At 43.5% G+C, this 23,288-nt stretch carries 24 protein-coding genes and 1 pseudogene; 3 read left to right on the forward strand and 22 right to left on the reverse strand.

Going from position 1 to position 23,288, the window contains the following annotated elements; translation table 11 throughout:
• On the reverse strand, nt 1-434 hold a 434-nt coding region (locus KH180_RS16100), incomplete at its 3' end, for a polysaccharide deacetylase family protein (protein WP_290762253.1).
• A gap of 62 nt (nt 435-496) precedes the next feature.
• Entirely contained in the window at nt 497-1,333 is an 837-nt protein-coding gene (locus KH180_RS16105; RefSeq protein WP_290762256.1) for a hypothetical protein, read from the reverse strand.
• A gap of 299 nt (nt 1,334-1,632) precedes the next feature.
• On the opposite strand from KH180_RS16105, the gene mgtE reads away from it, so the two are divergent.
• Nucleotides 1,633-2,964 (forward strand): magnesium transporter, encoded by a 1,332-nt coding sequence (gene mgtE, locus KH180_RS16110; RefSeq protein ID WP_290762259.1) that lies wholly within the window; start codon nt 1,633-1,635, stop codon nt 2,962-2,964.
• Between the two features lie 62 nt (nt 2,965-3,026).
• Here the strand turns inward: mgtE and KH180_RS17000 are convergent.
• The 11 genes and pseudogenes from KH180_RS17000 to KH180_RS16165 form a co-directional block, all read right to left on the reverse strand.
• A pseudogene (locus KH180_RS17000) lies at nt 3,027-3,607 on the reverse strand (AAA family ATPase).
• Nucleotides 3,597-5,030 carry an MATE family efflux transporter gene (locus KH180_RS16120; protein WP_290762261.1) on the reverse strand — a complete coding sequence of 478 codons (1,434 nt, stop codon included), beginning with the start codon at nt 5,028-5,030 and terminating at the stop codon, nt 3,597-3,599. The pseudogene KH180_RS17000 and the gene KH180_RS16120 overlap by 11 nt, the downstream one beginning before the upstream one ends.
• A gap of 271 nt (nt 5,031-5,301) precedes the next feature.
• The gene (locus KH180_RS16125) at nt 5,302-6,105 is read right to left on the reverse strand and encodes an alpha/beta fold hydrolase (RefSeq protein ID WP_330624613.1); all 804 of its coding nucleotides are present in this window, start codon (nt 6,103-6,105) and stop codon (nt 5,302-5,304) included.
• 21 nt (nt 6,106-6,126) lie between these two features.
• Nucleotides 6,127-6,888, reverse strand: coding sequence for an N-acetylmuramoyl-L-alanine amidase (locus KH180_RS16130; RefSeq protein ID WP_290762267.1), 762 nt, complete (start codon nt 6,886-6,888; stop codon nt 6,127-6,129).
• Nucleotides 6,889-6,998: 110 nt separating this feature from the next.
• Nucleotides 6,999-7,244 carry a hypothetical protein gene (locus KH180_RS16135; protein ID WP_290762270.1) on the reverse strand — a complete coding sequence of 82 codons (246 nt, stop codon included), beginning with the start codon at nt 7,242-7,244 and terminating at the stop codon, nt 6,999-7,001.
• A 26-nt stretch (nt 7,245-7,270) separates the two neighbouring features.
• Complete coding sequence (locus KH180_RS16140) at nt 7,271-8,155, reverse strand: DUF6179 domain-containing protein (protein WP_290762273.1); 885 nt, start codon at nt 8,153-8,155, stop codon at nt 7,271-7,273.
• 29 nt (nt 8,156-8,184) lie between these two features.
• Nucleotides 8,185-8,730: a DUF6323 family protein gene (locus KH180_RS16145; protein ID WP_290762276.1), complete on the reverse strand. Its 546-nt coding sequence runs from the start codon at nt 8,728-8,730 to the stop codon at nt 8,185-8,187.
• 152 nt (nt 8,731-8,882) lie between these two features.
• On the reverse strand, nt 8,883-9,248 hold the full coding sequence (locus KH180_RS16150) for a hypothetical protein (protein ID WP_290762279.1): 366 nt from the start codon (nt 9,246-9,248) through the stop codon (nt 8,883-8,885).
• Between the two features lie 109 nt (nt 9,249-9,357).
• Complete coding sequence (locus KH180_RS16155) at nt 9,358-10,710, reverse strand: MATE family efflux transporter (RefSeq protein WP_290762282.1); 1,353 nt, start codon at nt 10,708-10,710, stop codon at nt 9,358-9,360.
• 8 nt (nt 10,711-10,718) lie between these two features.
• Nucleotides 10,719-11,885, reverse strand: a complete 1,167-nt coding sequence (locus KH180_RS16160) for a cation diffusion facilitator family transporter (protein ID WP_290762285.1) — start codon at nt 11,883-11,885, stop codon at nt 10,719-10,721.
• Between the two features lie 38 nt (nt 11,886-11,923).
• Entirely contained in the window at nt 11,924-12,817 is an 894-nt protein-coding gene (locus KH180_RS16165; RefSeq protein ID WP_290762287.1) for a LysR family transcriptional regulator, read from the reverse strand.
• A gap of 107 nt (nt 12,818-12,924) precedes the next feature.
• Here KH180_RS16165 and KH180_RS16170 point away from each other — a divergent pair, with 107 nt between their 5' ends.
• Complete coding sequence (locus KH180_RS16170; protein ID WP_290762290.1) at nt 12,925-13,503, forward strand: chromate transporter; 579 nt, start codon at nt 12,925-12,927, stop codon at nt 13,501-13,503.
• On the forward strand, nt 13,494-14,051 hold the full coding sequence (locus tag KH180_RS16175) for a chromate transporter (RefSeq protein WP_290762293.1): 558 nt from the start codon (nt 13,494-13,496) through the stop codon (nt 14,049-14,051). The genes KH180_RS16170 and KH180_RS16175 overlap by 10 nt, the downstream gene beginning before the upstream one ends.
• A 42-nt stretch (nt 14,052-14,093) precedes the next feature.
• Here the strand turns inward: KH180_RS16175 and KH180_RS16180 are convergent, their stop codons facing one another.
• From KH180_RS16180 to KH180_RS16220, 9 genes are all read right to left on the reverse strand, one after another.
• Nucleotides 14,094-14,510 (reverse strand): hypothetical protein, encoded by a 417-nt coding sequence (locus KH180_RS16180; protein ID WP_290762295.1) that lies wholly within the window; start codon nt 14,508-14,510, stop codon nt 14,094-14,096.
• Between the two features lie 209 nt (nt 14,511-14,719).
• The gene (locus KH180_RS16185) at nt 14,720-15,964 is read right to left on the reverse strand and encodes a 3-isopropylmalate dehydratase large subunit (RefSeq protein WP_290762298.1); all 1,245 of its coding nucleotides are present in this window, start codon (nt 15,962-15,964) and stop codon (nt 14,720-14,722) included.
• Nucleotides 15,965-15,966: 2 nt separating this feature from the next.
• On the reverse strand, nt 15,967-16,458 hold the full coding sequence (locus tag KH180_RS16190) for a LeuD/DmdB family oxidoreductase small subunit (RefSeq protein ID WP_290762301.1): 492 nt from the start codon (nt 16,456-16,458) through the stop codon (nt 15,967-15,969).
• A 12-nt stretch (nt 16,459-16,470) separates the two neighbouring features.
• Complete coding sequence (locus tag KH180_RS16195) at nt 16,471-17,712, reverse strand: 3-isopropylmalate dehydratase large subunit (RefSeq protein WP_290762303.1); 1,242 nt, start codon at nt 17,710-17,712, stop codon at nt 16,471-16,473.
• 3 nt (nt 17,713-17,715) lie between these two features.
• Entirely contained in the window at nt 17,716-18,192 is a 477-nt protein-coding gene (locus tag KH180_RS16200) for a 3-isopropylmalate dehydratase small subunit (protein WP_290762304.1), read from the reverse strand.
• A gap of 757 nt (nt 18,193-18,949) precedes the next feature.
• Nucleotides 18,950-20,437 (reverse strand): TrkH family potassium uptake protein, encoded by a 1,488-nt coding sequence (locus KH180_RS16205; protein WP_290762306.1) that lies wholly within the window; start codon nt 20,435-20,437, stop codon nt 18,950-18,952.
• Between the two features lie 16 nt (nt 20,438-20,453).
• On the reverse strand, nt 20,454-21,821 hold the full coding sequence (gene trkA, locus KH180_RS16210; RefSeq protein WP_290762308.1) for a Trk system potassium transporter TrkA: 1,368 nt from the start codon (nt 21,819-21,821) through the stop codon (nt 20,454-20,456).
• Nucleotides 21,822-21,928: 107 nt separating this feature from the next.
• Entirely contained in the window at nt 21,929-23,101 is a 1,173-nt protein-coding gene (locus tag KH180_RS16215) for a PstS family phosphate ABC transporter substrate-binding protein (RefSeq protein WP_290762310.1), read from the reverse strand.
• A partial coding sequence (locus tag KH180_RS16220; RefSeq protein ID WP_290762312.1) for a hypothetical protein occupies nt 23,088-23,288 on the reverse strand: 201 nt, incomplete at its 5' end. The genes KH180_RS16220 and KH180_RS16215, both read right to left, overlap by 14 nt.

Raw genomic sequence — 23,288 nt, forward strand, 5'->3', positions numbered from 1 at the left:
GCCTGAACCTTGCTGTGTGCTCCCAGAATTTCTTTCTTCTGTTCATCAGGGGACAGCCTGGTCATGTATTTATGATTATCCCCATGATTACCGATATCGTGGCCTGCCTTTGCAATCTTTTTGACATCCCTGGGGAAACGCTGCACCCAATCTCCGGAAAAGAAAAAACTGGCCTTTACATTTTCTTTCTTCAGCAGTTTAAGAATCTGGTCAATATCTTCATTTCCCCATGCCGTGTCAAACGTCAGGCTGATTTCTTTCTTCTTCGTATCCACACAGTAAATAGGAAGTTCTTTGTTGTCTGAAGGATTTAAAATCCTTACATTTTGATTCCAGACAGAAAGGGCTGCATTGCCTCCGCCGAGCAATGACAGCCCTAAAACAACGATGCATATAAAACCTGTGATCAGTTTTTTCTTATTCAATCTGTCCATCCCCTGTTCATCATCTATGTACTATTTATATGGGGAAAAAGATTGTCTCATTCTGAAAGAATTCAGATCATCGGAATCGCTTCAATCGCTCCGGTTAAATAATTTTTATAACATATTTGGAAAGTATTTGGCTGCACCGCAGTGGCCGGCTGAAAAATTGCAGGATCATTGCGGCTGCTGTACAGAGTGCCTTCATTTTCATTTGATGCAGTATAGAAAAACAGCCCGTTTTCTGTATTATCCAGCTCATCGCTTTTTCCAAGTGTATATGCAAGAAGGTTTGTCACTGCCACGCCGTCCTGTTCGCTTTCCAGAAGAAAGGTGTTTTCTGCAGCGTTAAACTGAACTTCGTACGGATCAAATGCATCCTGAAGGGAACGATTCCATACGGAATAACCGTAATCCAAATTTTCCTTTTCATTATAAAGAAGATCTAAAATATGATTTATATAGTAAGTACAGTGGTGCATATGAACCTCGACCACCCAGTCTTCAACCTGCTGTGTTTGATCCAGCCACTCCATACTGCACATAAGCTTCCTCAGGTGGGAACGGTAATCATTCAGCAGATTTCCTGTATCTGACTTGATGCCGTTCACAATAAAATCCTGAATTTCCTGTTCATTCATCTTCATTCGCTTGACACTGATGATCATGCCTGTGATAAATCGGAGTGTCCACGCTCTGGTATCACTTGGCTCCCGGTCAGGCTGGCGAATATAGTAATTATAAAAATTTATCGCATTAACCAAGCCCTGCGCCATGCAGTGAAAACTGATGCCGTGGCAGAGATCCATTCCGTCTCTGTGCGGAAATGAATCCTGGACCTCTTTTGTAAAGTCGCACCTTCTCCCATTTAGATAAAATCCTGTATCCTGTCCAAAGTCTATACTGTCCATATAAATACCTCCTATAAATGAATATTTTTCCAACAATTATATTATCTCTCTTTCTCTGCTGTATTGTCAACTTGCGTCCCTTTTTCTTGACAGTTTTTCTGCTTAAAGGTATTCTGATAAAGATGGCAGAAATCCAAAACCAAATTTAAGGAAAGGATGTGAGAGTATGGATTCACCCCGAAGTCAATACAGCATGAATGAAAAGTCCAAACCTCCCGCCTTAAGTTTCTTAAATACAGGGAGAGGATTTTCATTCATGTTTTGATCTTCAAAATTTCATACAAATAAGGAGAAAAAACATGAGAGAAGAAAACATCAGAGCTTTGCTCATGAGGCGGGAGTACCCTGCCTTAAAAGTTGTGCTTAATTCTATGAACAATGTAGATTTAGCATTATTATTAGAAAACTTTAAAGAAAAAGAATATACAATCCTGTTCCGCCTGATCCAGAAGGAAAAAGCAGCGGAAGTCTTTACCGAGATGTCGTCTCCGATGCAGGAGACATTGATCAATGCCTTCACACGGTCTGAGATCAAAGAACTGTTTGACGATATGTATATGGATGACACAGTCGATATTATTGAAGAAATGCCTGCCAACGTAGTGGAGCAGATCTTAGATGTAACGGATAAAGAGACCCGGCAGACCATCAACAGACTTTTAAACTATCCGGAAGACAGTGCCGGAAGCATTATGACCGTGGAATACATCGACTTAAAGAAAGACATGACTGTGGAACAGGCATTAAAAAAGATCAAACGTGTCGGGATTGATCAGGAAACTATTTATACATGCTATGTAATTGAACAAAAAAAACTCATTGGGATCGTGACGGCAAAAAGCCTGCTGCTCAATGAAAGTCAGATGCTGATAAAAGACATCATGGAGACGAACCTCATATACGTCAATACGCATGAAGATAAGGAAAATGTCAGCAAGCTGTTCCAAAAATACGGCCTTCTGGCTATTCCTGTTGTAGACTGCGAACACTGCATGGTTGGAATCGTAACCTTCGATGATGCCATGGAAGTCTGGCAGGATGAGGTAGAAGAGGACATGTCCATCATGGCGGCTATGCAGCCGAACGAAGACTCTTATTTCGGCACTTCTGTCATAAGCCACGCAAGACACAGGATCTTATGGCTGCTTGTCCTTATGCTCTCGGCTACAATTACCGGAACGATCATCACAAAATATGAAGATGCATTCCAGACTCTTCCGCTTCTCGTATCCTTTATCCCGATGCTGATGGATACAGGCGGAAACTGCGGCTCCCAGAGTTCTACCCTGATCATACGGGGAATTGCAGTAGATGAGATCCGGTTTCATGATTTTTTCAAAGTTGTCTTCAAAGAATTCCGGGTTGCAATTTTAGTCGGTTTTGTTTTGGCTGTCGTCAACGGCCTGCGCATTGTTATTATGTACCACAGCCTCAGAATGGCTCTTCTTATCGGGCTTTCTTTAATGGCAACGATCATACTGGCAAAGATTGTGGGCTGCTGTCTTCCTCTTCTGGCCAAAAAGATCGGACTGGATCCGGCCATCATGGCGGCGCCTCTCATCACGACACTTGTGGACACCTGCTCTATTCTAATCTATTTTAATATTGCAACTCATCTGTTTTCGTTATGAAAACAGCCTGGCATTCAAACAACTGCAGGTCCGGTACTTGAAATCGTTCCTGCAGCTGTTTTTCAGTAAAATTTCTTAATGATGTCTGCACATGCTTTTATACCAAATGTACCGCTGTCCAATGAGATATGGTAATTCTTTGCCATTCCCCACTCCATGTCTGTATAATAATGATAGTACATACTGCGCTTTTTATCTTTATCCTTCAGCCGTTTCTCCGGCGTATGCTCTGTCTCCCCATACTTTTCCACAATCCTCTTTGCACGCTGTTTCATATCTGCATGAATAAATACAGTAAGACAGTCTGCTTTGTTTCTTAAAATATAGTCCGCACAGCGGCCTACAATCACACAGCTTTCTTTCTCGGCAAGCTGCAGAATACATTTTTTCTGAGCCTCCCACAGATAGTCCTGAGCTGACATTCCGTTTATGCCGTTATTTGAAAATGCGGCAGCCAGCCGCTGCGGGAGACATTCTCACTTTTTTCTGCAATGTATTCTTTCGCAAACCCGCTTTCCTTTGCAATCTTTTCAATAAGTTCCTGATCATAGCATGGAATTCCTAGTTGCCCGGCTGTTTCTTGTCCGATGGTGCGTCCGCCGCTTCCAAACTGGCGGCTGATGGTTATGATCTTATGCTTCATATTGAGTCCTCCCCTGCTCCGGTACTTTTTTATCTTCCTCCGTGTTCATCCCTGCAATCTTCTGCTTATAGATCCGTTTCATCAGCAGACAGGAAATTGCAGCTGACAGAATCTCTGCCATGGGAACAGACAGCCATACGATCCAGGAGTCTGCCCCTGAACTTCTGACCATCCGGGCAAATAACCACGCCGCCGGCAATACAAAAAGACACTGTCTGCACACCGAGATAACAAGCGATTCAATCCCTCCGTCCAGTGCCTGAAAAATCCCCTGGAAAGCGATGTTGGCTCCCGCAAACAGAAAACTTACAGATATGATTCTCATTGCACTGATGCACAGATCCTGCGTTGTTCCCGACAGACCGAAAATACCTGAAAAAGGCTCGGCAAATAATTCAAGCACCAGAAGGCCTGCGGCCATAATACACAGTGTATAGCCAATGCCGTATTTAATTCCCTCCAGGATTCTTGTCCTGCTCTGCATTCCATGGTTAAAGGAAACAATCGGAGTAATGGCATCTCTCAGTCCAAAGGCTGCAAACAGAACAAACTGCTGAATCTTATAATACAGTCCATATGCTGTGACCGCCGCCTCCCCGATGCCTCCCAGTATTATATTCATCCCGTAAGTCATGACAGACATCAAAGCCTGAGCAATAATTGCCGGCAGGCCAATGGAATAAATTTCTTTTATAATCTGTGCAGAAGGCCTTATATACCGAATGTTGTTTGAGACATCCTTGTTTACTTTCAAATGAAAGATAAGAGCCATCAGCATAGACACACATTGTCCGGTCACCGTTGCATAAGCCGCTCCTTTTACCCCCATTTCAGGGCATCCCCAAAAACCGTAAATCATAATTGGATCTAAAACCATATTTGTGACAGCCCCTGCGATCTGTGCAATGGTGGAATATATAGAATGGCCTGCGGCCTGCAGCAATTTTTCGTAGATAGAAAAAAATACGATACCTATGGAGGTGCAGCAGCAGATTCTTAAATAATCTTCCGCCATATTGGCAATCAGCGGGTTCCCAGTCTGAGAACCTACATACGCCCGGATTCCAAAAAGACCGAACATTAAAAATAAGATAAAGATTACAACTCCCAGAAACACTGCATTTCCTGCTGCTTTGTTTACTTTCTCCGGATTATTCTGACCAAGAGATTTAGACAGCAGTGCATTGACACCAACTCCTGTTCCGATTCCCACTGCCACCATCATCATCTGCACCGGAAATGCCAATGTCAGTGCATTTAAGGCAGCCTCCCCGTTGTTCTGCATATTGGCAACAAATGCGCTGTCTACAATATTGTAAACAGCCTGCAGCACCATGGATAAGATCATGGGCATTCCCATTGCCAGCATTAAACGGTTTACCGGCTCTGTTCCGATCTTGTTCATTTTTTGTTTTTGTTCCATTATAAAATCTCCCTTTCGACTTGCTTTTCAAGTTCCTATGAAAGAACAAAGTGGCACGCCCACCTCATCTCCCCCAACCCTTCACTCTTTGAGGGGCTTGTACACTTTGCGCGCCAAATGCGATTTGCCACAGGCAAATAATTTCTCTATGCATTTGTGCGCATCCTGCACGGAGTGCTTTTTATTTTTCTGCTACTCGGTTCAGTCAAATTATAGCAAATAAAATTTAAAAAAGTCAAGATTCTTTTTTCGTCTTTATATTGCCCATACCCTATGCTCTGATTGCTTTCAAAAAATACTTATTAAACAGCTCCAGCTGATCGTACACGATTCCATGTCCGCTTTCATCCAGCTGTATCAGCTTGGAATCACAGATTGCTTCATGCTGGATCCGCACCAGGTCATTGGACACCACAACATCCTTTTTCCCGTATATAATCCATGTAGGCACATGTACAGCTTTTAGATCTTCTCTTCCATCTTCATCTCTTAAAGAAACTGCTGCATGAATGGTTCCCAGACCGGAAGCAGACAGGGCAATCTGTTCAAACCAATTCACTGCTGGTTCTGACTGCGGACTTGCAAAGAGCTGCTCATGGCTAAAGTTATAGCATAGCTGAGGCCGGTCAGTCTCTGCCAGTTCAATCAGCCCGTTGACATATTCTCTGGTCAGTCCGTATGGGAAGTCCTTCCTCTTTGTCCATGAGGGAGCTGCTGCTGCCAAAAGGATCAGCTTTTTCACTCCGAAGCTTTTAAATCTTCTCATATAACGGAGGACAACAGCCCCTCCCATAGAAAATCCCACCAGAGTGAAATTCCTTAATTTCAGCCTTCTGATCACTTGGAAGATATCCTGGGACATCTGATCGTAGGTATAGCCGAAAGCAGGGGTATCCGAATTTCCAAAGCCTCTAAGATCCAAGGTCACTACCCTGCAGCCGCACTGGCATAAAAGGTCGATCTGATACTCATACATCAGATGAGACAGGGGCCAGCCGTGAATCAAAACAACAGTCTCCTCTCCAAATGGGTTGTAATCGTAGACTGCTATTTTTATTCCGTCCGTTGATCTCACATAAAACAAAGCATATCCTCCTTATTTTTTAATAACCAGGGTGTCATAGCCTCTTTGCTTCAATTCATTTTCAAACTGCACTGCTTCATCCAGCGTCCTGAATTCTCCCAGCTGCACGGCATAAAAAGGCTCCTGGTACACAATATCACCGTCAAATCCCTGAGCCAAAGCTTCATTCAACGCATACTGTGCATTGGAAAAATTGCGGTACAGGCCCACCTGTACCCGGTAGGTACTGCTAAGCTCCTGCTGTCCTGATCCGATCGTATCAACGATTCCATCGGCAATGGCATTTGCTATATCGTCAAATCGGGAGTCAAACAGCTCGTTGTCCTTCTCCGTATTGATAAAACCAACTTCGATCAAAATCGCAGGAATATTGGTTCTTCTGAGCACCGCAAGCCCCGGGCGTTCTTTAACCCCTAAATCATTAAATCCCACCTCACTGAGTCTGCGGTTGACATTCCTCGCCATCTCAGCCTTGATTCCGCTGTCATTGTACACCAAGGTCTCCACTCCGCTGTAGGTATTGGGAAGAGGGCTTGAATTCCTGTGTATGGAGACAAAATAATCCGCTCCGCTCTCATTTCCGATTCTTGCTTTTTCAAGCGGAGACTGATAAATATCCGTCTCTCTGGTAAACTGCACAGGAACTCCTCTTTCTCTCAAAGCCTGCCCTACTGCCAGGGTAAGTCTCAATGTATCATCTTTTTCTCTTCTTCCATTAAACTGGGCACCATTGTCAAAACCGCCGTGTCCGGCATCTAAAATTACTCCTGCCATAAAATTCCTCAAATCAACTTCCTTTTGCTAATATATGCAGAACAGAGAAAAAAGTACACTGAAATATTAATAAACATCGAATCTATGAGAAAATAAAGAGACAGTTCATTTTACCGATACCACAGTAAAACACCCAAAAGCAGTGTCAGGACAAGACATCCGGTTATCCCTGTCCGCTGTTTTCTTGTACCTTTTTCGTACCTTAAGATCAGATAAATTTCAAACAGGACAAGCAGGATACACAGAAGTGTAAACGCAAATGCAATGTTTGAATCGTCATTAAAAAAAGTCAGGATTACCTGAATAATAAATACAAGATCAATACAATAATATTTTTTTGCCAGCTTTTCTAACATAGTTCCTCCTAATATAATTACGCATTTCATATTGTCTGGTTTAAAAACAAAATATCCAGTACCTGATTCTCTATGGCATTGTAAATCTGAGATGCATATTCGTGTGCCGCCGTCTGAAAGTATTCCCTCTTTTGGGCAAGCCCTGCCTGATCTGCCATGAAACCAATGATTGTCTGAATCTTTCCTTCCATCACTTCCATACTGCTGCCCTGAAAATATCTTTGGATTACTTCTACATCTTCTCTTGTAAGTTCCAGGTCAGACAATTTTCCTTTAGAAACCATACATCCTACTGCCTGCAGCAAAACCAAAGAACAAATATTTCCCATATAATAACTGCCAGATCTTTGATGCACTCCGAAGGTTATATCTTCCCCACAGTATGAATTCTCCGCATTCTTTATCAATTTTTTTACAGAGTTTGTTTCAAAGCAATCTAAAAAGCTCTTTTCAGTTTCTGCGTTACACAGATAAGTAAAAATCAGATCAATTCCAGTCTGATCTCCGTGACAGCACATAGTCGGATAATCCAGTGTCAGGATATGATCCTGCGGACAGAATCTGGCATCATAATAAAGAAAAAATTCTGGCATTCCTCTCATTATGGTATCTCTGTAATTACTGCATCCATAGTCCTCAAATTCCTGAGCCACACGGTCATAGACAGCTTTCGCACTGCGTGCTTTTTTTAGTATCTTCTCATATCCTATTTCATAGGCCTCCATGGCACTTAGCCCTCTTTGAGGCCGCAGTGCAGCGCCAAAATCTTTTTCACACTCACGGATACAATAAATCACCGCCTCCATCAGCATCCTGGCTGTCTCATAGGTTACCGAACTGCTCTCCTTTGATGTATATTTTTCTGTCAGGCAGGCTGCCGCCGGAAGTAATTCCTCCAACTCATACTCCATATCTTCTCCCTTCAAAACTGCAGATCATCTCAATCCCAAAATAATTCCTTCAGCGCATTCATATATAGTTCACTGTCCCAGTGTTTTTCTTCACTGAATTGTCCGTATTCACCCCGGCCCCCGCTTTTTTTATATCCTTCATATCCCGCCCGCACAGCCCTTGAAAACCGTTCCAGACAAGTGTCTCTGAGATATTCAAGGTCGCCCATGCATACAGTCTCAAACTGCTCTTTCATGAACTCAAGAAGCTCATCATCTGTCAGTTTATCCATGGCTTCATTTTTAAACTGATAGAAAATATCCTGAAGCTCCTTTAATATCCCGGCATAATGATCCTGATCCACATATTGGGAGTCACAGAACATATACATGAGTTTGTCAAGAATCCCTTTTCCAAACTCTACTCTCTGGTACTTTTTAAGGCTTGCATTCCTCACCGCAATCAATTCTTTCGCCTGTTCCTCTGACAGGCTCAGACCAAATTTCTCATAAGTCTTTTCATTACACGCTTCCATTGCCCTGAGTTCTTCCGGCTCTTTTTTTCTGATCAGCAGTTCATAAAAATTTTCTTCCATATGATGCCCCCTTTCTTTTACTTGGAGACTTATTATACTGCCGTGCCTGCCGGATCACAAGACTTGAAAAAAACGTCATTTTATGGTAATATAACAATAGAAAAGGGAGCAGATATGATATGTATCTGCTCCCTTTTCGCTATATCTTTAAGTTATTCATTTGCAAGTTCAAGACAAAGCTGCTGTGCGAATTCTCTCTGAGGTTCTTTATAATAAAAGACCAGTTCCTCCGGTTCGTCCTCTGTCTCTATCACGATCTTGTTCTCATCCTCCAGCCTGGCTTTCCGGATCTTATCCCGTTTCACAGACTTTGTCTCCCGCACTTCCGGCACTGCACCCCACTCGGAATATCCGACCAGTTCCATTTGAAGTTCTTCATCTGTCAGCGTCAGAACATAATCATTTGCCAGACGGTCCCCTGCGGTATCAGCCAGCAGATAGGAAACCGCATTGGAAACTGCGTTTGCGATCGCCTTTTTGTTTGATATTTCCTGATAGGCTTTTAAAATGATTGGCATTTTCTCTCCTCCCTCCTAAATCTATTACTTTTTCCATCCTTCATTGCCTCCAGCTGCAGCAGCCTTTTTGTTATTATATCTCGTTTCCAGTTTCTTTACAATGATTTCCTCATTCAATAACGCCTTTATCCTTCCACTTCCCGCTCCGGTATCTCACAGTTCCGATCATAAACGCAACAGCCCATCCGATGGGGATTGACCACCATATTCCGGATGCTCCCAAAAAGTGGGCCAAAATATATGCAAATGCAACTCTGCATCCAAAATTACACAAGGTCCCCGCCATAAAAACACCGACATCCCCGGCTCCTCTAAGGACTGCATTGACCACATTCATAAGCCCCATCAGTGCATAAAATACAGAAACCACCCTTAAATAGTCCACACCTACGGCAATAACCTGTGCATTGACTGTTTTATCCACAAACTGGGCCACCAGTACATCTCCCTTAAAAAATAAAACAGCTGTGATGGCCAAAGCAATGCCGGCCGCCATCATCCTTCCGGCCTTCAGTCCTTCCCTGATCCGTTCCGGCTTTTTGGCCCCGATATTCTGCGCGGTAAAGGTAGAGACTGCATTTCCCACGTTCACCATAGGCATAATGGCGATGGAATCAATCTTTGTCGCTGCCGTATATCCGGCCAGCACGACAGATCCGAAGCTGTTCACCAGGCTCTGGACAAACACCATTCCGAAAGAGACAATGGACTGCTGTACCATGGACGGGACCGCAATCCTTCCCATCTGGAGCAGAATCGAATGACTGAACAGCACCGGCTTTTTCTCTGTCTTGACGGTTTTCAGCCTAAACAACAGGTTAATAAAAGAAATGACCGCCGCAAGCCCCTGGGCGATCAGCGTTGCCCACGCAACACCTGTCACACCCATTCCCAGACGGATCACAAAATATAAATCAAGTACAATGTTCAGAACAGAAGAACCTGCTAAAAAATAAAGCGGTATCTTTGACGCTCCCAGGGAATTATAGACCGCATTCAAAGTATTATACATAAATAAAAACACAAGGCCCAACATATAAATTCTCAGATAATCTGCCGCATCCTGATAAATATCTGCAGGAGTTCTCATCAGAACCAAAATCCCTTCTGTTCCCGCCGCTCCGATGATCATCAACACAAAGCCCAGTACGAATGTAGAAATCAGGGCCGTATAAATTGCCGTCATCATCCGGTCATAGTCCTTTGCACCAAACAGCTGGGATATGACTACAGAGTAGCCGATACTTGAACCCGTAGCTACGGCCACAAATAAAAACACAATGGCAGTGGAGGCTCCGACCGCTGCAAGTGCCTGTGCACCCACGAATCTCCCCACCACCATAGAATCTATAATGTTATAAAGCTGCTGAAACAGGTTCCCCAGCACAATAGGTACCGTAAAGAAAAACAGTTTTTTGGCCGGATTTCCCACACTCATGTCATTGGTCAGTTGTTCACTCATTTTTTTGTTCAGATATAGCTTCGGTCCACTTTAATCACTGCAAAGTAATTTTCCCGGTGCTTCCTGATCTCCTTTCTGATGTACGTCGTAACATCTCCCACTTCCTTATCATATTCATATGGCACCACAAGGTCAAAAATCAGATTGTTATGTGTTTTCCCTTCTACCATCCTGAAATCATGGATGGACAGTTCACTTCCGCATTCTCTTACAATTCCCTCTACAAGCTTCCTTGCCTCGTTTGTCTCCTCATCATCTGTAACGATGGGGTCCATGTGAATCGTTGCGTCACAGTTGAACTTGTGCATCAGGCGGTATTCAATGTTGTCGATCACATCATGTGCTTCCAAAATATCCACCTGATAAGGCACCTCCGCATGAAGTGAGATCATCCTGCGGCCCGGGCCGTAGTCATGTACAATGATATCATGAACCCCCACGATCAGTTCATTATTCAGCACCTCATTCTGAATATCTTCTACCAGTTCAATATCCGGTGCTGTCCCAAGCAGCGGTGAAAGTGTATCCTTGGCGGCTCCGAATCCCGCCCACATAACAAATCCCGCAACAAGGATTCCCACATAGCCGTCTGCATTGATCCCTGCAAACCTGAAAATCAGCATCCCGCCAAGAACTGCCGATGTAGCAATGCAGTCGCTTAAGCTGTCTGTGGCCGTTGCCCTCATTGTCTCTGAATTGATCAGATTTCCTACTTTTTTATTGAAACCTGCCATCCAAAACTTCACAAGAATTGAAACCACAAGGATTCCTATAGAAACAGGACGAAACATAATATCTTCCGGACTTAAGATTTTCTCTACAGAGGATTTTAAAAGTTCAAATCCCATCAGAAGAATCGCTAAAGATACTAAAAGCCCTGAAATATACTCAATCCTTCCGTGTCCAAAGGGATGATCCTTGTCGGCCGGACGGCCTGCCATACGGAATCCCACCAATGTAATAATAGAAGATGCCGCATCAGAAAGGTTATTGAAGGCATCTGCTATGATGGAAATAGCTCCCGTAAGAACTCCCGCAGTCAGCTTTCCGCAAAACAGAAGAACATTGCAGAAAATGCCCACTGCTCCTCCCATGGTTCCATAAGCCTGGCGGACTTTATGGTTTTTTAGGTTGTCTTTATCTTTAATAAATAACGATATTAATAAGTTTGTCATAATTCCTCATTCCTTTACTTGAAATATTTCTCATTGTATCACAAATTACAATTATTTTCATTTTCTTCAAGCAAAAGATGGATGAAATCTTTCATTGGCTCTGTCCGGTATTTATCCTTATATACAACAATATGATTATCATTCTTCAGTTCAATATCTTTAATTCCGATTTTCTTTAAGGTTCCTTTTACAACTTCGTGCTCTGCCAGACGTTCCGGAAGTACGGTAATCCCCAGGCCTTCCTTGGCTGCCTGTATCAGCACCTGGGAATTAACGCTGGTCCAAAACGGTTCAGCTTTCAGATCATGGAGCAGAAGTACACTGTCCAGCACATCTCTGGTTGCGCTCCCCTTTTCCCGGAGCAGCAGCGGCTGTTCTAAAAGCCTTGCCAGTTCTACCTCTTCCATATCCGCCCACGGATGATTTGGGGAACAGAACACAAACAGCCGAAAAGAAGAAAAAGCAATGCTGTCCGCCATTTTCTCCGAGACAGCTCCCTCGATCAGAGCCAGATCGATCTCATTATTCTGAAGCATGGACAAAACATCCGAGGCCTTGCATACCTGGACGTTCACCGGAGTGTCAGGATATTTTTCCTTGAACTGTTTCATGGCCCTGGGAAGCCAAAAGTTTGATATGGTGATACTTGCCCCCACCCGGAGGACTGCCTGCTTTTCCAAGTCATAGATTCCGTTCTCCAGATCTTCGTACAGTTCCAGAATCCTCACTGATTTTTTTAAAAAGAGTTTCCCTGTCTGATTTAAAAATACCTTTTTGGATATGCGGTCAAACAAAACAGTTCCAAGCTCTTTCTCCAGTTCATGGATCACATGGGAAACCGCAGGCTGGGTCATATAAAGCTTTTCTGCCGCCTTGGTGATACTACCTTCATCGCATACCGTTTTAAATACATATAATCGCCGGATCGTCATACATTTTCCCTCCTATCATTACTATTTTAGCATGTTATATATAAAATAATATAATTTTATTTATATAACATGAAAACGTATACTATAGAAAAGGGGGAATTTCCATTATGAATAAAAACCTGTTCAAACAATATACCTGGCTGTTCCGGGTTAATCTGACAGTCAGTGCTTTTACTTTTGGCGGCGGTTATGTCGTCGTTCCTATGTTAAAGAAATACTTTGTTACAAAAAAACAGCTCATAGCTGAAGAAGAACTTTTCGATATTGCTGCTATTGCCCAGTCCTCACCCGGAGCTATCGCAATCAACCTCTCTGCACTCACCGGTTATAAAATTGCAAAGCTTCCCGGTGCCCTCATCAGCTGTACTGCTGCCATTCTTCCTCCACTGTTTCTGCTGTCCGTCATATCTGCAGGATATCAGGCATTCAGAAGCAGTCACATTGTTTCTGCTGCTCTCCTTGGAATGCAGGCCGGGGCAGCGGCTTTGATTGTGGACTATATTGTTGATATGTGCGGAATGATTCTAAAAAAGAAATCTGTTTTTCTCACTTTCATGGTGCCTGCTGCATTTTTATCAAATCTGCTGCTCCATGTGAATGCCATGCTGATTTTGGTCATTTGTTCTGCACTCTGTCTGATCAGGGTATGGCTGCATGAAAAAAGGAGGTGCCAGACATGCTCTTAAATATTGTCCGTCTGTTTACAGCCTTCTTTAAGATCGGCCTGTTCAGCATCGGCGGAGGCTATGCTATTCTTCCGATGATTAAGGAGCAGGTGGTCCTTGCTAAACACTGGCTGACGGCACAGGAGTTCACTGATATCATTACGATCTCGCAGATGACGCCAGGTCCTATTTCTGTGAATACTTCCTCTTTTGTCGGAATCCGTGTCGCAGGAATTCCAGGAGCCGTGGCGGCAACAATAGGATGTGTAATCTCCGGATTTGCGATTTCTATTCTGCTGTATCGGTTTTTTCAGAAAAAAAGTGATTCAGCCTATATGTCTGCTGTGCTGGACGGCCTGAAAGCATCTTCTCTCGGACTTGTACTGGCTGCTGCCTTCTCAATCCTGCTGCTTACCTTGTTTGGGACTGACGAACACGTTGTCCTTTCCTCTTTTCAGATTCCTGCGGCACTGCTGTTTGGCGGCGCTGTCTTTTTGCTTAGAAAACTGAAAAAACCTCCGATCTTTGTTATCCTGTGCACAGGGATCATAGGACTTCTTATATATTAAAGGAACAAAGAAGGCAATTCTTCTTTGTTCCTTTAATACAAATCATCTTTTATGAAAATAAACTTTACGGGCCAGCAATCCGCAGGACAGACACAAAACAATCGTCTCCAATGTATAAGTACTGGTGTCTATCATCCTTACAAAATATAGAATCTCTGTTCTCATTAAAACAATATAGCATCCGGACAATGCACAGACTGCTGTAAAAATGTTTGACATCACTGCTGATTTTAAACTGTTTCCAATATTCCATAGACTATATATAAGAATTCCGGCAGCCCAGACTCCGTTTATGATAAGATCCGTTCCCAGATAAGGCAGCAAAGTTCCATCCATAAATCCCGTAACATTCTGCTGATCTAGCAATAAAATCTTGAGCAGCGGAAGAAGAAAAGTTAAAATTACCGGCAGAAAAAATCCACATATCAGAGTTAAAACCTTATTTGATTTTTTATTCATAGTATCCTTCTCCCTTAAAGAATCTTTTCCTGGTCTTTTTTCATGTTTTTTCTAATTACTATCAATACAGTTACATTACAACATTTGGCATCATTTTTCAATAACTATTTTTTTAGATTTTCATAAAATAAAAAACTTGTACAAAATGTCTGACAAAAAAACATTTTGTACAAGTTTTAGTTTTATGTGTAGATTATCTCTAAGGTTACCTATTTGGCAGCTACAATTTTCCCTGCAGCAGCAGATGCCGCTGCTGTCTTTGGTGACCCAAGGTAGATCTCCACCTTAGATGTCCCCATTCTTCCAAGAAAGTTCCGGTTATTGGTTGCAAGAATCTTTTCCCCGTCAGTAAGAATCCCCCCGGCTCTTCCGCAGCAGAGTCCGCAGCCCGGCTGTGTGATAATAGCCCCTGCTTTTGCCAAAGTTTTCAGATAACCGGCTTTGGATGCCTCCATATAGATCTTTCTGCTGGCAGGCGTAACAATCAGCTTCACATAATCGGCAACTTTCCTGCCTTCCAGGATCTCTGCCGCCGCTTTCAGATCTTCCAGTCTTCCATTTGTACAGGAACCGATGAACACCTGGTCAAGTTCTGTTCCCTCCACCTCAGAAACCGGCTTGATCTTATCTACCTGTGACGGACATGCAACTACAGGAACCAGATCCTCTGCCCTATAGACAACAGTTTTGCAATACTGAGCATCCTCGTCTCCATAAATCCAGTCTACATCGGAAAGCTCCACTTCAGAGTATTCTGCCGTTTTCTCATCCGGAGAAAACAAAGCGGCCTTTGCCCCGGCTTCGATTGCCATATTAGAAATTGTCATTCTGGAGGCTACGCTCATCTTTTCCACTGTGCTTCCTGAGAACTCCAACGCTTTATAGGTAGCCCCGTCAGCTCCAAGATCCCCGATGAGCCTCAGAATAATATCTTTTGAAGACACATTTTCCGGGAGTTTGCCGTCTATGACAACCTTAATTGTTTCCGGAACTCTCACCCACATCTCTCCGGTTCCCAGAATAGCTGCCATTTCCGTATAACCGATGCCGGAAGAAAAACATCCCACACATCCATAAGTGGTCGTATGAGAATCAGTTCCAAATACGATATCTCCAGGCTTTGCATAACCGCACTCCGTCATAAGCTGATGGCAGATCCCGTCACTTCTGTGGATATTTTTCAGTCCATATTTATTAACAAAAGCATCTCCGATCTTAAAATGCCGGATATCCTCCACAGCACTGGCCGGAACCAGATGGTCGTAGATCAGTACCACTTTATCCGGATCCCAGAGCTTTGTAAATCCCATTTCCTCAAACTTTTCCGCAACAAACGGGATAAAGATATCATGGATCATCACACGGTCCACATTGACCGTCACGATCTGACCCGGTGTAACTGACTCAGCACCCGTGTTCTTTTGAATAATCTTTTCAATGATTGTATTTCCCATACTTATTTCACCCCGTTCCTTTTCTTCATCGCTTCCACCAGTCCTCCGGCTTCAATGATATCCATAAGATTCTGAGGCAGTGACTGGACCGGATACTCTTTGCCGTCATGGATAATCGCTTCACCCAGTGACACATCCAGTGTATCCCCTTCCTTTACATGCACCTGAATCTGGTCATTCTCAATGAGCAGAAGTCCGTTATTGATGGAATTGCGGAAAAAGATTCTTGCAAAGGATTTTGCAATGACACATTTTATCTTCAGAGCTTTGATGATCTCCGGAGCCTGTTCTCTGGAAGATCCGCATCCGAAATTCTTTCCTGCGACGATAATATCGCCCTCTCCGATCTGTGATGCCAGCTCCGGGCGCAGCGGAGAGAATCCGTACTGCTTCATGTCCTCCACAGACGGAAGTGCCAGATATTCAGTGGGAATAATGATATCTGTGTCTATATCATCGCCCAGCACCCATACTTTTCCACTAAACTTTTCCATATGTAAACTCCTTTATCTTCTCACGATTTTTCCTGCTATAGCAGATGCAGTGACAGTCGCAGCAGATCCCAAATATACATAGGAATCCGGATGTCCTGCACGGCCTTTAAAGTTCCTTGTTCCGGTGGAGATCAGCACTTCTCCTTCACCGATAACACCCTGGCAGCTTCCCCAGCAGACACTGCAGTTGCTGTTCATGACCATGGCTCCTGCCTCCATAAATATATCAATCAGTCCTTCATCCAGCGCCTGCATATACACCTCATTGGATGCAGGGGCAATCAAAAACCGGACATCTTCGTGAACTTTTTTCCCTTTTAAGATCTCAGCCGCCAAGCGCAGCTCGTCAATCCGTCCATTGTTGCAGGAACCTAAAAAGGCTTCATCAATCTTTACATCTCCCGCCTCGTCTACCGGCACCACATCATCGATCAAATGCGGTCTTGCAACAACAGGCTCGATTTCATCCAGATTGATATGGTATACCTTTTCAAAATGCGCATCCTCATCGCTGACAAACAGATTCTCCGCTTTTCTGCCTCTGGATTCCACATATTCTGCAACCTTTTCATCAGGCTCTACGATTCCTGTCTTAGCTCCTGCTTCCACTGCCAGGTTGCAGAGCACAAGCCGTTCATTGATACTTAAGTTATGAGCACCTTCTCCTGCAAATTCCATGATCTTATAATTACATCCGTTTGCCCCTACCATACCGATAATCGAAAGGATCAGATCCCTTGCATAGACCCCTTCCTTTAACCTGCCTGACAGTTCAAAACGGATCGTCTCAGGCACCATAACCCAGGAGGTTCCTGTCACCATGCCATACAAAAAGTCTGTGCAGCCGATGCCTGTTCCAAAAGCGCCCAATGCCCCGTATGTACAAGTATGGGAATCTGCTCCCATAATCAGCTCGCCCGGACATACAAAGTCCTCCACCATGATCTGATGACAGACTCCTTTTCCTTCATAAAAAGCAATTCCATGCTCCCTGGCAAAGTTTCTCATCTTTCTGTGAGCCTCCGCAGTTTTCGGATTCTCTGCCGGGATATTGTGGTCAATAATGAAAACCAGCTTATCCTTATCGGCGATCTTTGGATTTTTCAGATCGTTGTGATACATATCAATGGTCAGATGTGTTGTTCCGTCATTGCTCATAAGCCGGTCCAATTCCACTGTGTGGATCTCTCCCGCCTTAACTTCCTTAACTTTTGCGGCCCTTGCAATAATCTTTTCTCCGATCGTCATTCCCATATCTTATACCTCACCTTCATTCAAAAAGTTGATCAGTCCGCCATGGTCCAAGATATTCTGCATATAAGGCGGAAGCTTTGTACAAGGCAGTGTCTCATCCTTCGTTTTGATTACTCCTTCGGTAAGATCAAGATCAATCTCATCCATCTGCTCCACCTTATCATACAGCTCCCCGCTTATAACAACCGGAAGCCCGATGTTGATGGCATTGCGGTAAAAGATTCTTGCAAAAGATTTGGCAACAATGGCTTTTACACCGAGAGCCTTCAAAACACTCGGGGCCTGTTCCCTGGATGATCCGCATCCAAAATTCTCCCCGGCCACAACGATGTCACCTTCCTGTACCTTCTTTGAAAAATCCGGATCAATTGATTCAAACGCATATACTTTCATTTCCTCAATATTCGGCAGCAGCAAATACTGGGATGCTATAATCTGGTCCGTATCCACATCATTGTGGAACTTAAATACTCGACTCATAATCAACCTCCTTGTATATTTTGTCATTTTAATAAGAATACTATAAAACAGGCAAAAAATCCATGGCGTTTTAAGAAAGGCAGGTACAAAATGAAAAAAACAGACCCCCAAGGGTCCATCATTCTTCTTTTCATTCTAACAGAGAGCATTCTCTATATTTCATTTTTAACACTGGACCTTCTTTCGTCATTAAACACTCTTTGCATAATTCTGAAATACTGTTCCATTCTTCTGTGCTTCTTTTTCAGTTTGATTTTTGCCGGAATGCCGGACCGGATTCTGATAACATCTGCTCTCGGACTGACCGCTGCTGCTGATCTCTTCCTCCTGGTCCTTGACTCCCACTACCTGGCAGGAATTCTATGTTTCTGCGGAGTACAGTTACTGTATTACTGCCGCATTCTCCGGGCGGGAGGTTTTTTCTGCCTTCCTTTTCTTCCCCTTCGATTTCTTCTCACAGGCTGCATCTTTCTCCTGTTGGGAATCTTCAATCTGTGGGATCTTACAGCAGCGGCAGGTGCTTTTTACTTCACTCAGTTAATCTTCAATGCGGCGGAAAGTCTTGCTGTCCGCCGCATGAACTTTCAATATACTCTTTTTTGTGCAGGGCTCTTTCTGTTCATCTGCTGTGATCTCTGCGTGATACTTTCAAATGTGCCGTCCATGACTTTTTTTACTGTCCCGGCGCCTGTCCTGTCCTTTGCCAGGATTGGAATGTGGCTTTTCTATCTGCCTTCCCAAGTATTCATTACACTTTCTATATACCCGGACTTTTCTTGCGGTACTTTGGCATCTTCTTAAAAACCTTGGTATCTCTCCATGTGATAGGGCTTATGAGGACCAGCATCGGAAACAGCTCCAGCCTTCCGGCCAGCATATCAAACATGAGGACTACCTTGGAAAAGTCCGAAAACATCCCGAAATTGCTTGTAGGCCCAACCAGTTCTAGTCCCGGGCCGATGTTATTCAAAGTCGCCGCAACTGCAGTAAAATCCGTAATAAGGTCAAATCCGTCCAAGGCAATCAGCAGTGTGGAAAATGACAAAATCATCATATAGGTAATCAAAAAGATATTGATAGAACGCATAACCTCATGCTCCACTACATGCTGGTTGAATTTTATTTTCCGTATGCTTCTTGGATGTATGTAAAAGTACATTTCTTTCTTCACCGTCTTTAACATCAGAATCACCCTGGATACTTTAATGCCTCCACCCGTACTCCCTGCGCAGGCTCCGATAAACATCAGCATCACCAGAATCACCTTGGAAAATTCCGGCCAGATATTAAAATCGACAGACGAATATCCTGTGGTTGTAATAATAGATCCTACCTGAAAGGAAGCATGGCGGAACGCAGATTCCATAGTCGGAAACAGGTCTCTGATATTGTAAGTGATACATGCTATGGCGGCTGCAATGACAAACAGATAGTATTTCAGCTCTTCAAACTTAAATGCATCCCTGAATTTCCGAATCAGGATAAAATAATAAACATTAAAATTTACCCCAAACAAGATCATAAAAATCGTAACCGTATATTGAATATAAGGACTATAATCGGCAAATCCGGAATTCAGCACAGAGAAACCTCCGGTACCGGCACTTCCGAATGACAGCAGCATGGAATCAAAAAGAGGCAGCCCTCCGAACATGAGCAGTACGATTTCTACCAGCGTCATAAAGCAGTAGATTCCATAGAGAATCTTGGCCGTCTGCCTCACTTTGGGGACCAGCTTTCCTACAGAAGGCCCCGGACTTTCTGCCTTCATCAAATGCAGATTCTGTCCGCCGCCCATTGGCAGGATCGCCAGTATAAATACAAGAACGCCCATGCCCCCAATCCAGTGGCTGAAACTTCTCCAAAAAAGACTGCACTTTGCCAGCGCCTCTACGTCTGACAAAATACTCGCTCCGGTGGTGGTAAACCCCGAGATCATCTCAAACATTGCATTTGTAAAAGACGGAATATCTCCATTAAATACAAAGGGAAGGCACCCAAAAAAGCTCATCAGGATCCAGCTCAGTGCCACTGCCACAAAGCCTTCCTTCGCATAATACTGCATATTGTTCGGTTTTTTATGGCTCAATAAAAAACCAATAAAAAGACAGAGAAGCATAATTGCAAGGAAAGGGATTCCCCTCGCTTCCCTGTAGATAATCGCTACCATACACGGCAGTGACAGAAACGCACCCTCAAACAGGATGACCAGTCCCAGTATATACCGGATAACAGCATAATTCATTATTTCTTCTCCCCAATCATCTTGATTCTCTTTTCAGTATGTCACTGATGTCATGCAGCCCTGTCTTCGTGGTTACAACAATTACGGTATCTCCTACCTGAATCATATCCTGTCCTGTGGGAATTGTAACCGACCCATTCCGGTTAATGCTGCAGATGATGATCTGGTCTCTCAGCGGCAGGGACTGCAGAGGAATACCGATGACAGGCGCATGCTCTTCAATATGGAACTCTAAAGCCTCCGCCTTTCCGTCTACAATCTTATACAGATTTTCTATGTTGCTGCCGATCGAATTTTGTTTTGCCCTGACATACTGAATAATATACTGTGCCGTGATGTATTCCGGATAGATAAGACTTCCAAGGTCAAGGCCGTCAATAATGTGATTATAGCTGACACGTTTTACCTTTGTAATCAGTTTTGCAGGAGTCTGTCCCTTTACGAAAAGGGATAAAAATACGTTCTCTTCGTCAAAATTAGTCAGTGCCACAAAAGCATCCGTCTCAAGCAGCCCCTCTTCCAAAAGTACCTCCTGGTCGCTGCCATTTCCGTGGATGATGACCGCTTTGGGCAGCAGAACGCTCAGTTCCTCGCACCTGTCGAAATCTTTGTCTATGATCTTTACTGATATCCCCATTCTCAGCAGTTTTTTAGACAGATAATACGCTGTTTTGCTTCCTCCCACAATCATAACATTCCTGACAGGGTTCATCTGAACGCCGATCTTTTGAAAAAACCTGCTGGCACATCCCGGTGAAGCCACAATGGAAATTCTGTCATTCTTCTGCAATACAAAGTCTCCGGAAGGGATGAATACATCATTCTGCCGTTCCACAGCACATACAAGAACCTCGCCGTGCATTTTCTCTCCTATCTCTTTCATTCCCATTCCGTTTAAAACCGAATCCTCTCTGAGAACGAATTTTAAGAGTTCCACTTTTCCCTTTGCAAACGAATTGATCTCCATGGCCGTGGGTATCCTTAAGATTCTGGACATCTCGGAGGCAGCGGCCAGTTCCGGATTGATGATCATGGAAATCCCCATTTCTTCTTTAATAAAATTGATCTCATCAAAATAAACCGGGTTGCTGACTCTCGCAATTGTGGCACATTTTCCTGCCTTTTTAGCAATCAGGCAGCACAGTAAGTTCAATTCATCAGAGTTTGTCACGGCAATCAGAAGATCCGCTTCTTCCACTCCGACTTCCTTCAAAATATTATAGCTGGCTCCATTCCCTACAATGCCAAACACATCATACATATCAACCAGTGACTGTACTACATGAGCCTTCGGGTCTACTACCGAAATGTCGTGATTCTCGCTGCTCAGCTGGTCTACCAGTGAACGGCCGACTTTTCCGCAGCCTACGATAATGATATTCATACTTCCCTCTTCTTTCCCATAATTCTTTCTTTTTCTTTAAGATAACAGTATCGTAACAAGTATTGTCAAATGAAGCAACAAAGAATTAGCTTAAGAACCAGATATTTTTATTTGATTGGGACATATCCTGTTTGATCAATAATATACTGCCCTTGTTCAGACAACATCCAGTCCACCAGCTTCTTGACATTCCTTTTCTTGTCAGCTCTTCGTGTCACTGCATAAATATATACCGTTAAAGGATATGTTCCATTTTTAATTGTCTCTTTGGAGGGCCTGATACCATCTACAGACAGTATTTTAATCTGTGGATTTGCAATCATCTTTTCCGTATAGCAGCGAAAAGAAAATCCAATGGAGCCTGTACGGTTCTCGTAGTCAGCTACCTCCTCTATAATGCCCGACATTAAATCCTCCACCTGATCTGTCGGCGGCTTCATTATCTTTTCTCCTTCCATAAACCTCAGGAATGCTGTCTGGCTTCCACTGTTTTCATTTCTCTGATAGGCGGCAATTTTTTCGTTTTTTCCTCCAACCTCCTTCCAGTTCGTGATATCACCTGAATAGATCTTCTTAATCTGCTCTGTGGTAAGACTGCTGACCGGATTATCCTTGTTCACGAAAAAAATAAATCCATCTTTCCCAATCGGAGTAAGTTTAAACTCCTGTCCGCACTCTTTGGCCCATTCCAACTGCTGCTTTGAAGGATAAACACCAAAAAACAAATCTGTATTTTTTTCTGCCAGGGCATCATAGCCCTCAACAGTATTGTTATAAACAAATACACACTCCTCATCTTCGTCATCCAGCAGTGTAATATCTTCCGGATATACTGCATTGGCAACTGCTGAATAAACCGGAAATAAAGCTGCCGCGCCATCTATAACCGGCAGATGATCTTTTAGCTTCAGCGTAGACTTGTCCTTTAATCTGACAATTTTTGAATCCTCATGAAACGGCAGATATTTTTTTGTATCAAAATTTTGATTTAATACCGCTGCTTTTTTATCTTTCCAGGTCAAAATACCTCCGGCAGCTATTGCCGTACACAGCAGAACATAAGCAATCAGGACGTGCTTCCTTCTCTTTTTTAACTGTTGCGACCATACTGTCAGAATAATCAGTACAAATCCTCCCACAGCCATATAATCAAAAAATATAAAAAAACGATGTGGCTCAACTGCGGAACGAACAGTAGAACACAGACACCATACAACCCATCCTGCAAATCCCCAGACCGCTGTCATAATCAACTTAAATCCAACATCATACTTCTTCATATCGTCTGCCTCCTTCTCTGTTATCTCCCATTCTCCATATCACTCTCATTATAACATAACCTTCCATTGTATACTGCTTTTTACATCGAACAAGAAGGAATCCCGCTTGCGGGATTCTCCGCCTGCGGCGGGTCGCTTTGGCGACATGATTCCTTATCGCCGCAGTGCGATCCTCGCGGAGCGTTTT

This window comes from Anaerostipes sp., assembly GCF_018381315.1.
GTDB lineage: Bacteria > Bacillota > Clostridia > Lachnospirales > Lachnospiraceae > Anaerostipes.

Coding starts and splice junctions, on each gene's coding strand:
- KH180_RS16105 (WP_290762256.1), bottom strand. CDS start 1,333: ATGGACAGTATAGACTTTGGACAGGATACAGGATTTTATCTAAATGGG.
- mgtE (WP_290762259.1), top strand. CDS start 1,633: ATGAGAGAAGAAAACATCAGAGCTTTGCTCATGAGGCGGGAGTACCCT.
- KH180_RS16120 (WP_290762261.1), bottom strand. CDS start 5,030: ATGGAACAAAAACAAAAAATGAACAAGATCGGAACAGAGCCGGTAAAC.
- KH180_RS16130 (WP_290762267.1), bottom strand. CDS start 6,888: ATGGCAGGAGTAATTTTAGATGCCGGACACGGCGGTTTTGACAATGGT.
- KH180_RS16135 (WP_290762270.1), bottom strand. CDS start 7,244: ATGTTAGAAAAGCTGGCAAAAAAATATTATTGTATTGATCTTGTATTT.
- KH180_RS16140 (WP_290762273.1), bottom strand. CDS start 8,155: ATGGAGTATGAGTTGGAGGAATTACTTCCGGCGGCAGCCTGCCTGACA.
- KH180_RS16145 (WP_290762276.1), bottom strand. CDS start 8,730: ATGGAAGAAAATTTTTATGAACTGCTGATCAGAAAAAAAGAGCCGGAA.
- KH180_RS16150 (WP_290762279.1), bottom strand. CDS start 9,248: ATGCCAATCATTTTAAAAGCCTATCAGGAAATATCAAACAAAAAGGCG.
- KH180_RS16155 (WP_290762282.1), bottom strand. CDS start 10,710: ATGAGTGAACAACTGACCAATGACATGAGTGTGGGAAATCCGGCCAAA.
- KH180_RS16160 (WP_290762285.1), bottom strand. CDS start 11,885: ATGACAAACTTATTAATATCGTTATTTATTAAAGATAAAGACAACCTA.
- KH180_RS16165 (WP_290762287.1), bottom strand. CDS start 12,817: ATGACGATCCGGCGATTATATGTATTTAAAACGGTATGCGATGAAGGT.
- KH180_RS16170 (WP_290762290.1), top strand. CDS start 12,925: ATGAATAAAAACCTGTTCAAACAATATACCTGGCTGTTCCGGGTTAAT.
- KH180_RS16175 (WP_290762293.1), top strand. CDS start 13,494: ATGCTCTTAAATATTGTCCGTCTGTTTACAGCCTTCTTTAAGATCGGC.
- KH180_RS16180 (WP_290762295.1), bottom strand. CDS start 14,510: ATGAATAAAAAATCAAATAAGGTTTTAACTCTGATATGTGGATTTTTT.
- KH180_RS16185 (WP_290762298.1), bottom strand. CDS start 15,964: ATGGGAAATACAATCATTGAAAAGATTATTCAAAAGAACACGGGTGCT.
- KH180_RS16190 (WP_290762301.1), bottom strand. CDS start 16,458: ATGGAAAAGTTTAGTGGAAAAGTATGGGTGCTGGGCGATGATATAGAC.
- KH180_RS16195 (WP_290762303.1), bottom strand. CDS start 17,712: ATGGGAATGACGATCGGAGAAAAGATTATTGCAAGGGCCGCAAAAGTT.
- KH180_RS16200 (WP_290762304.1), bottom strand. CDS start 18,192: ATGAGTCGAGTATTTAAGTTCCACAATGATGTGGATACGGACCAGATT.
- KH180_RS16205 (WP_290762306.1), bottom strand. CDS start 20,437: ATGAATTATGCTGTTATCCGGTATATACTGGGACTGGTCATCCTGTTT.
- trkA (WP_290762308.1), bottom strand. CDS start 21,821: ATGAATATCATTATCGTAGGCTGCGGAAAAGTCGGCCGTTCACTGGTA.
- KH180_RS16215 (WP_290762310.1), bottom strand. CDS start 23,101: ATGAAGAAGTATGATGTTGGATTTAAGTTGATTATGACAGCGGTCTGG.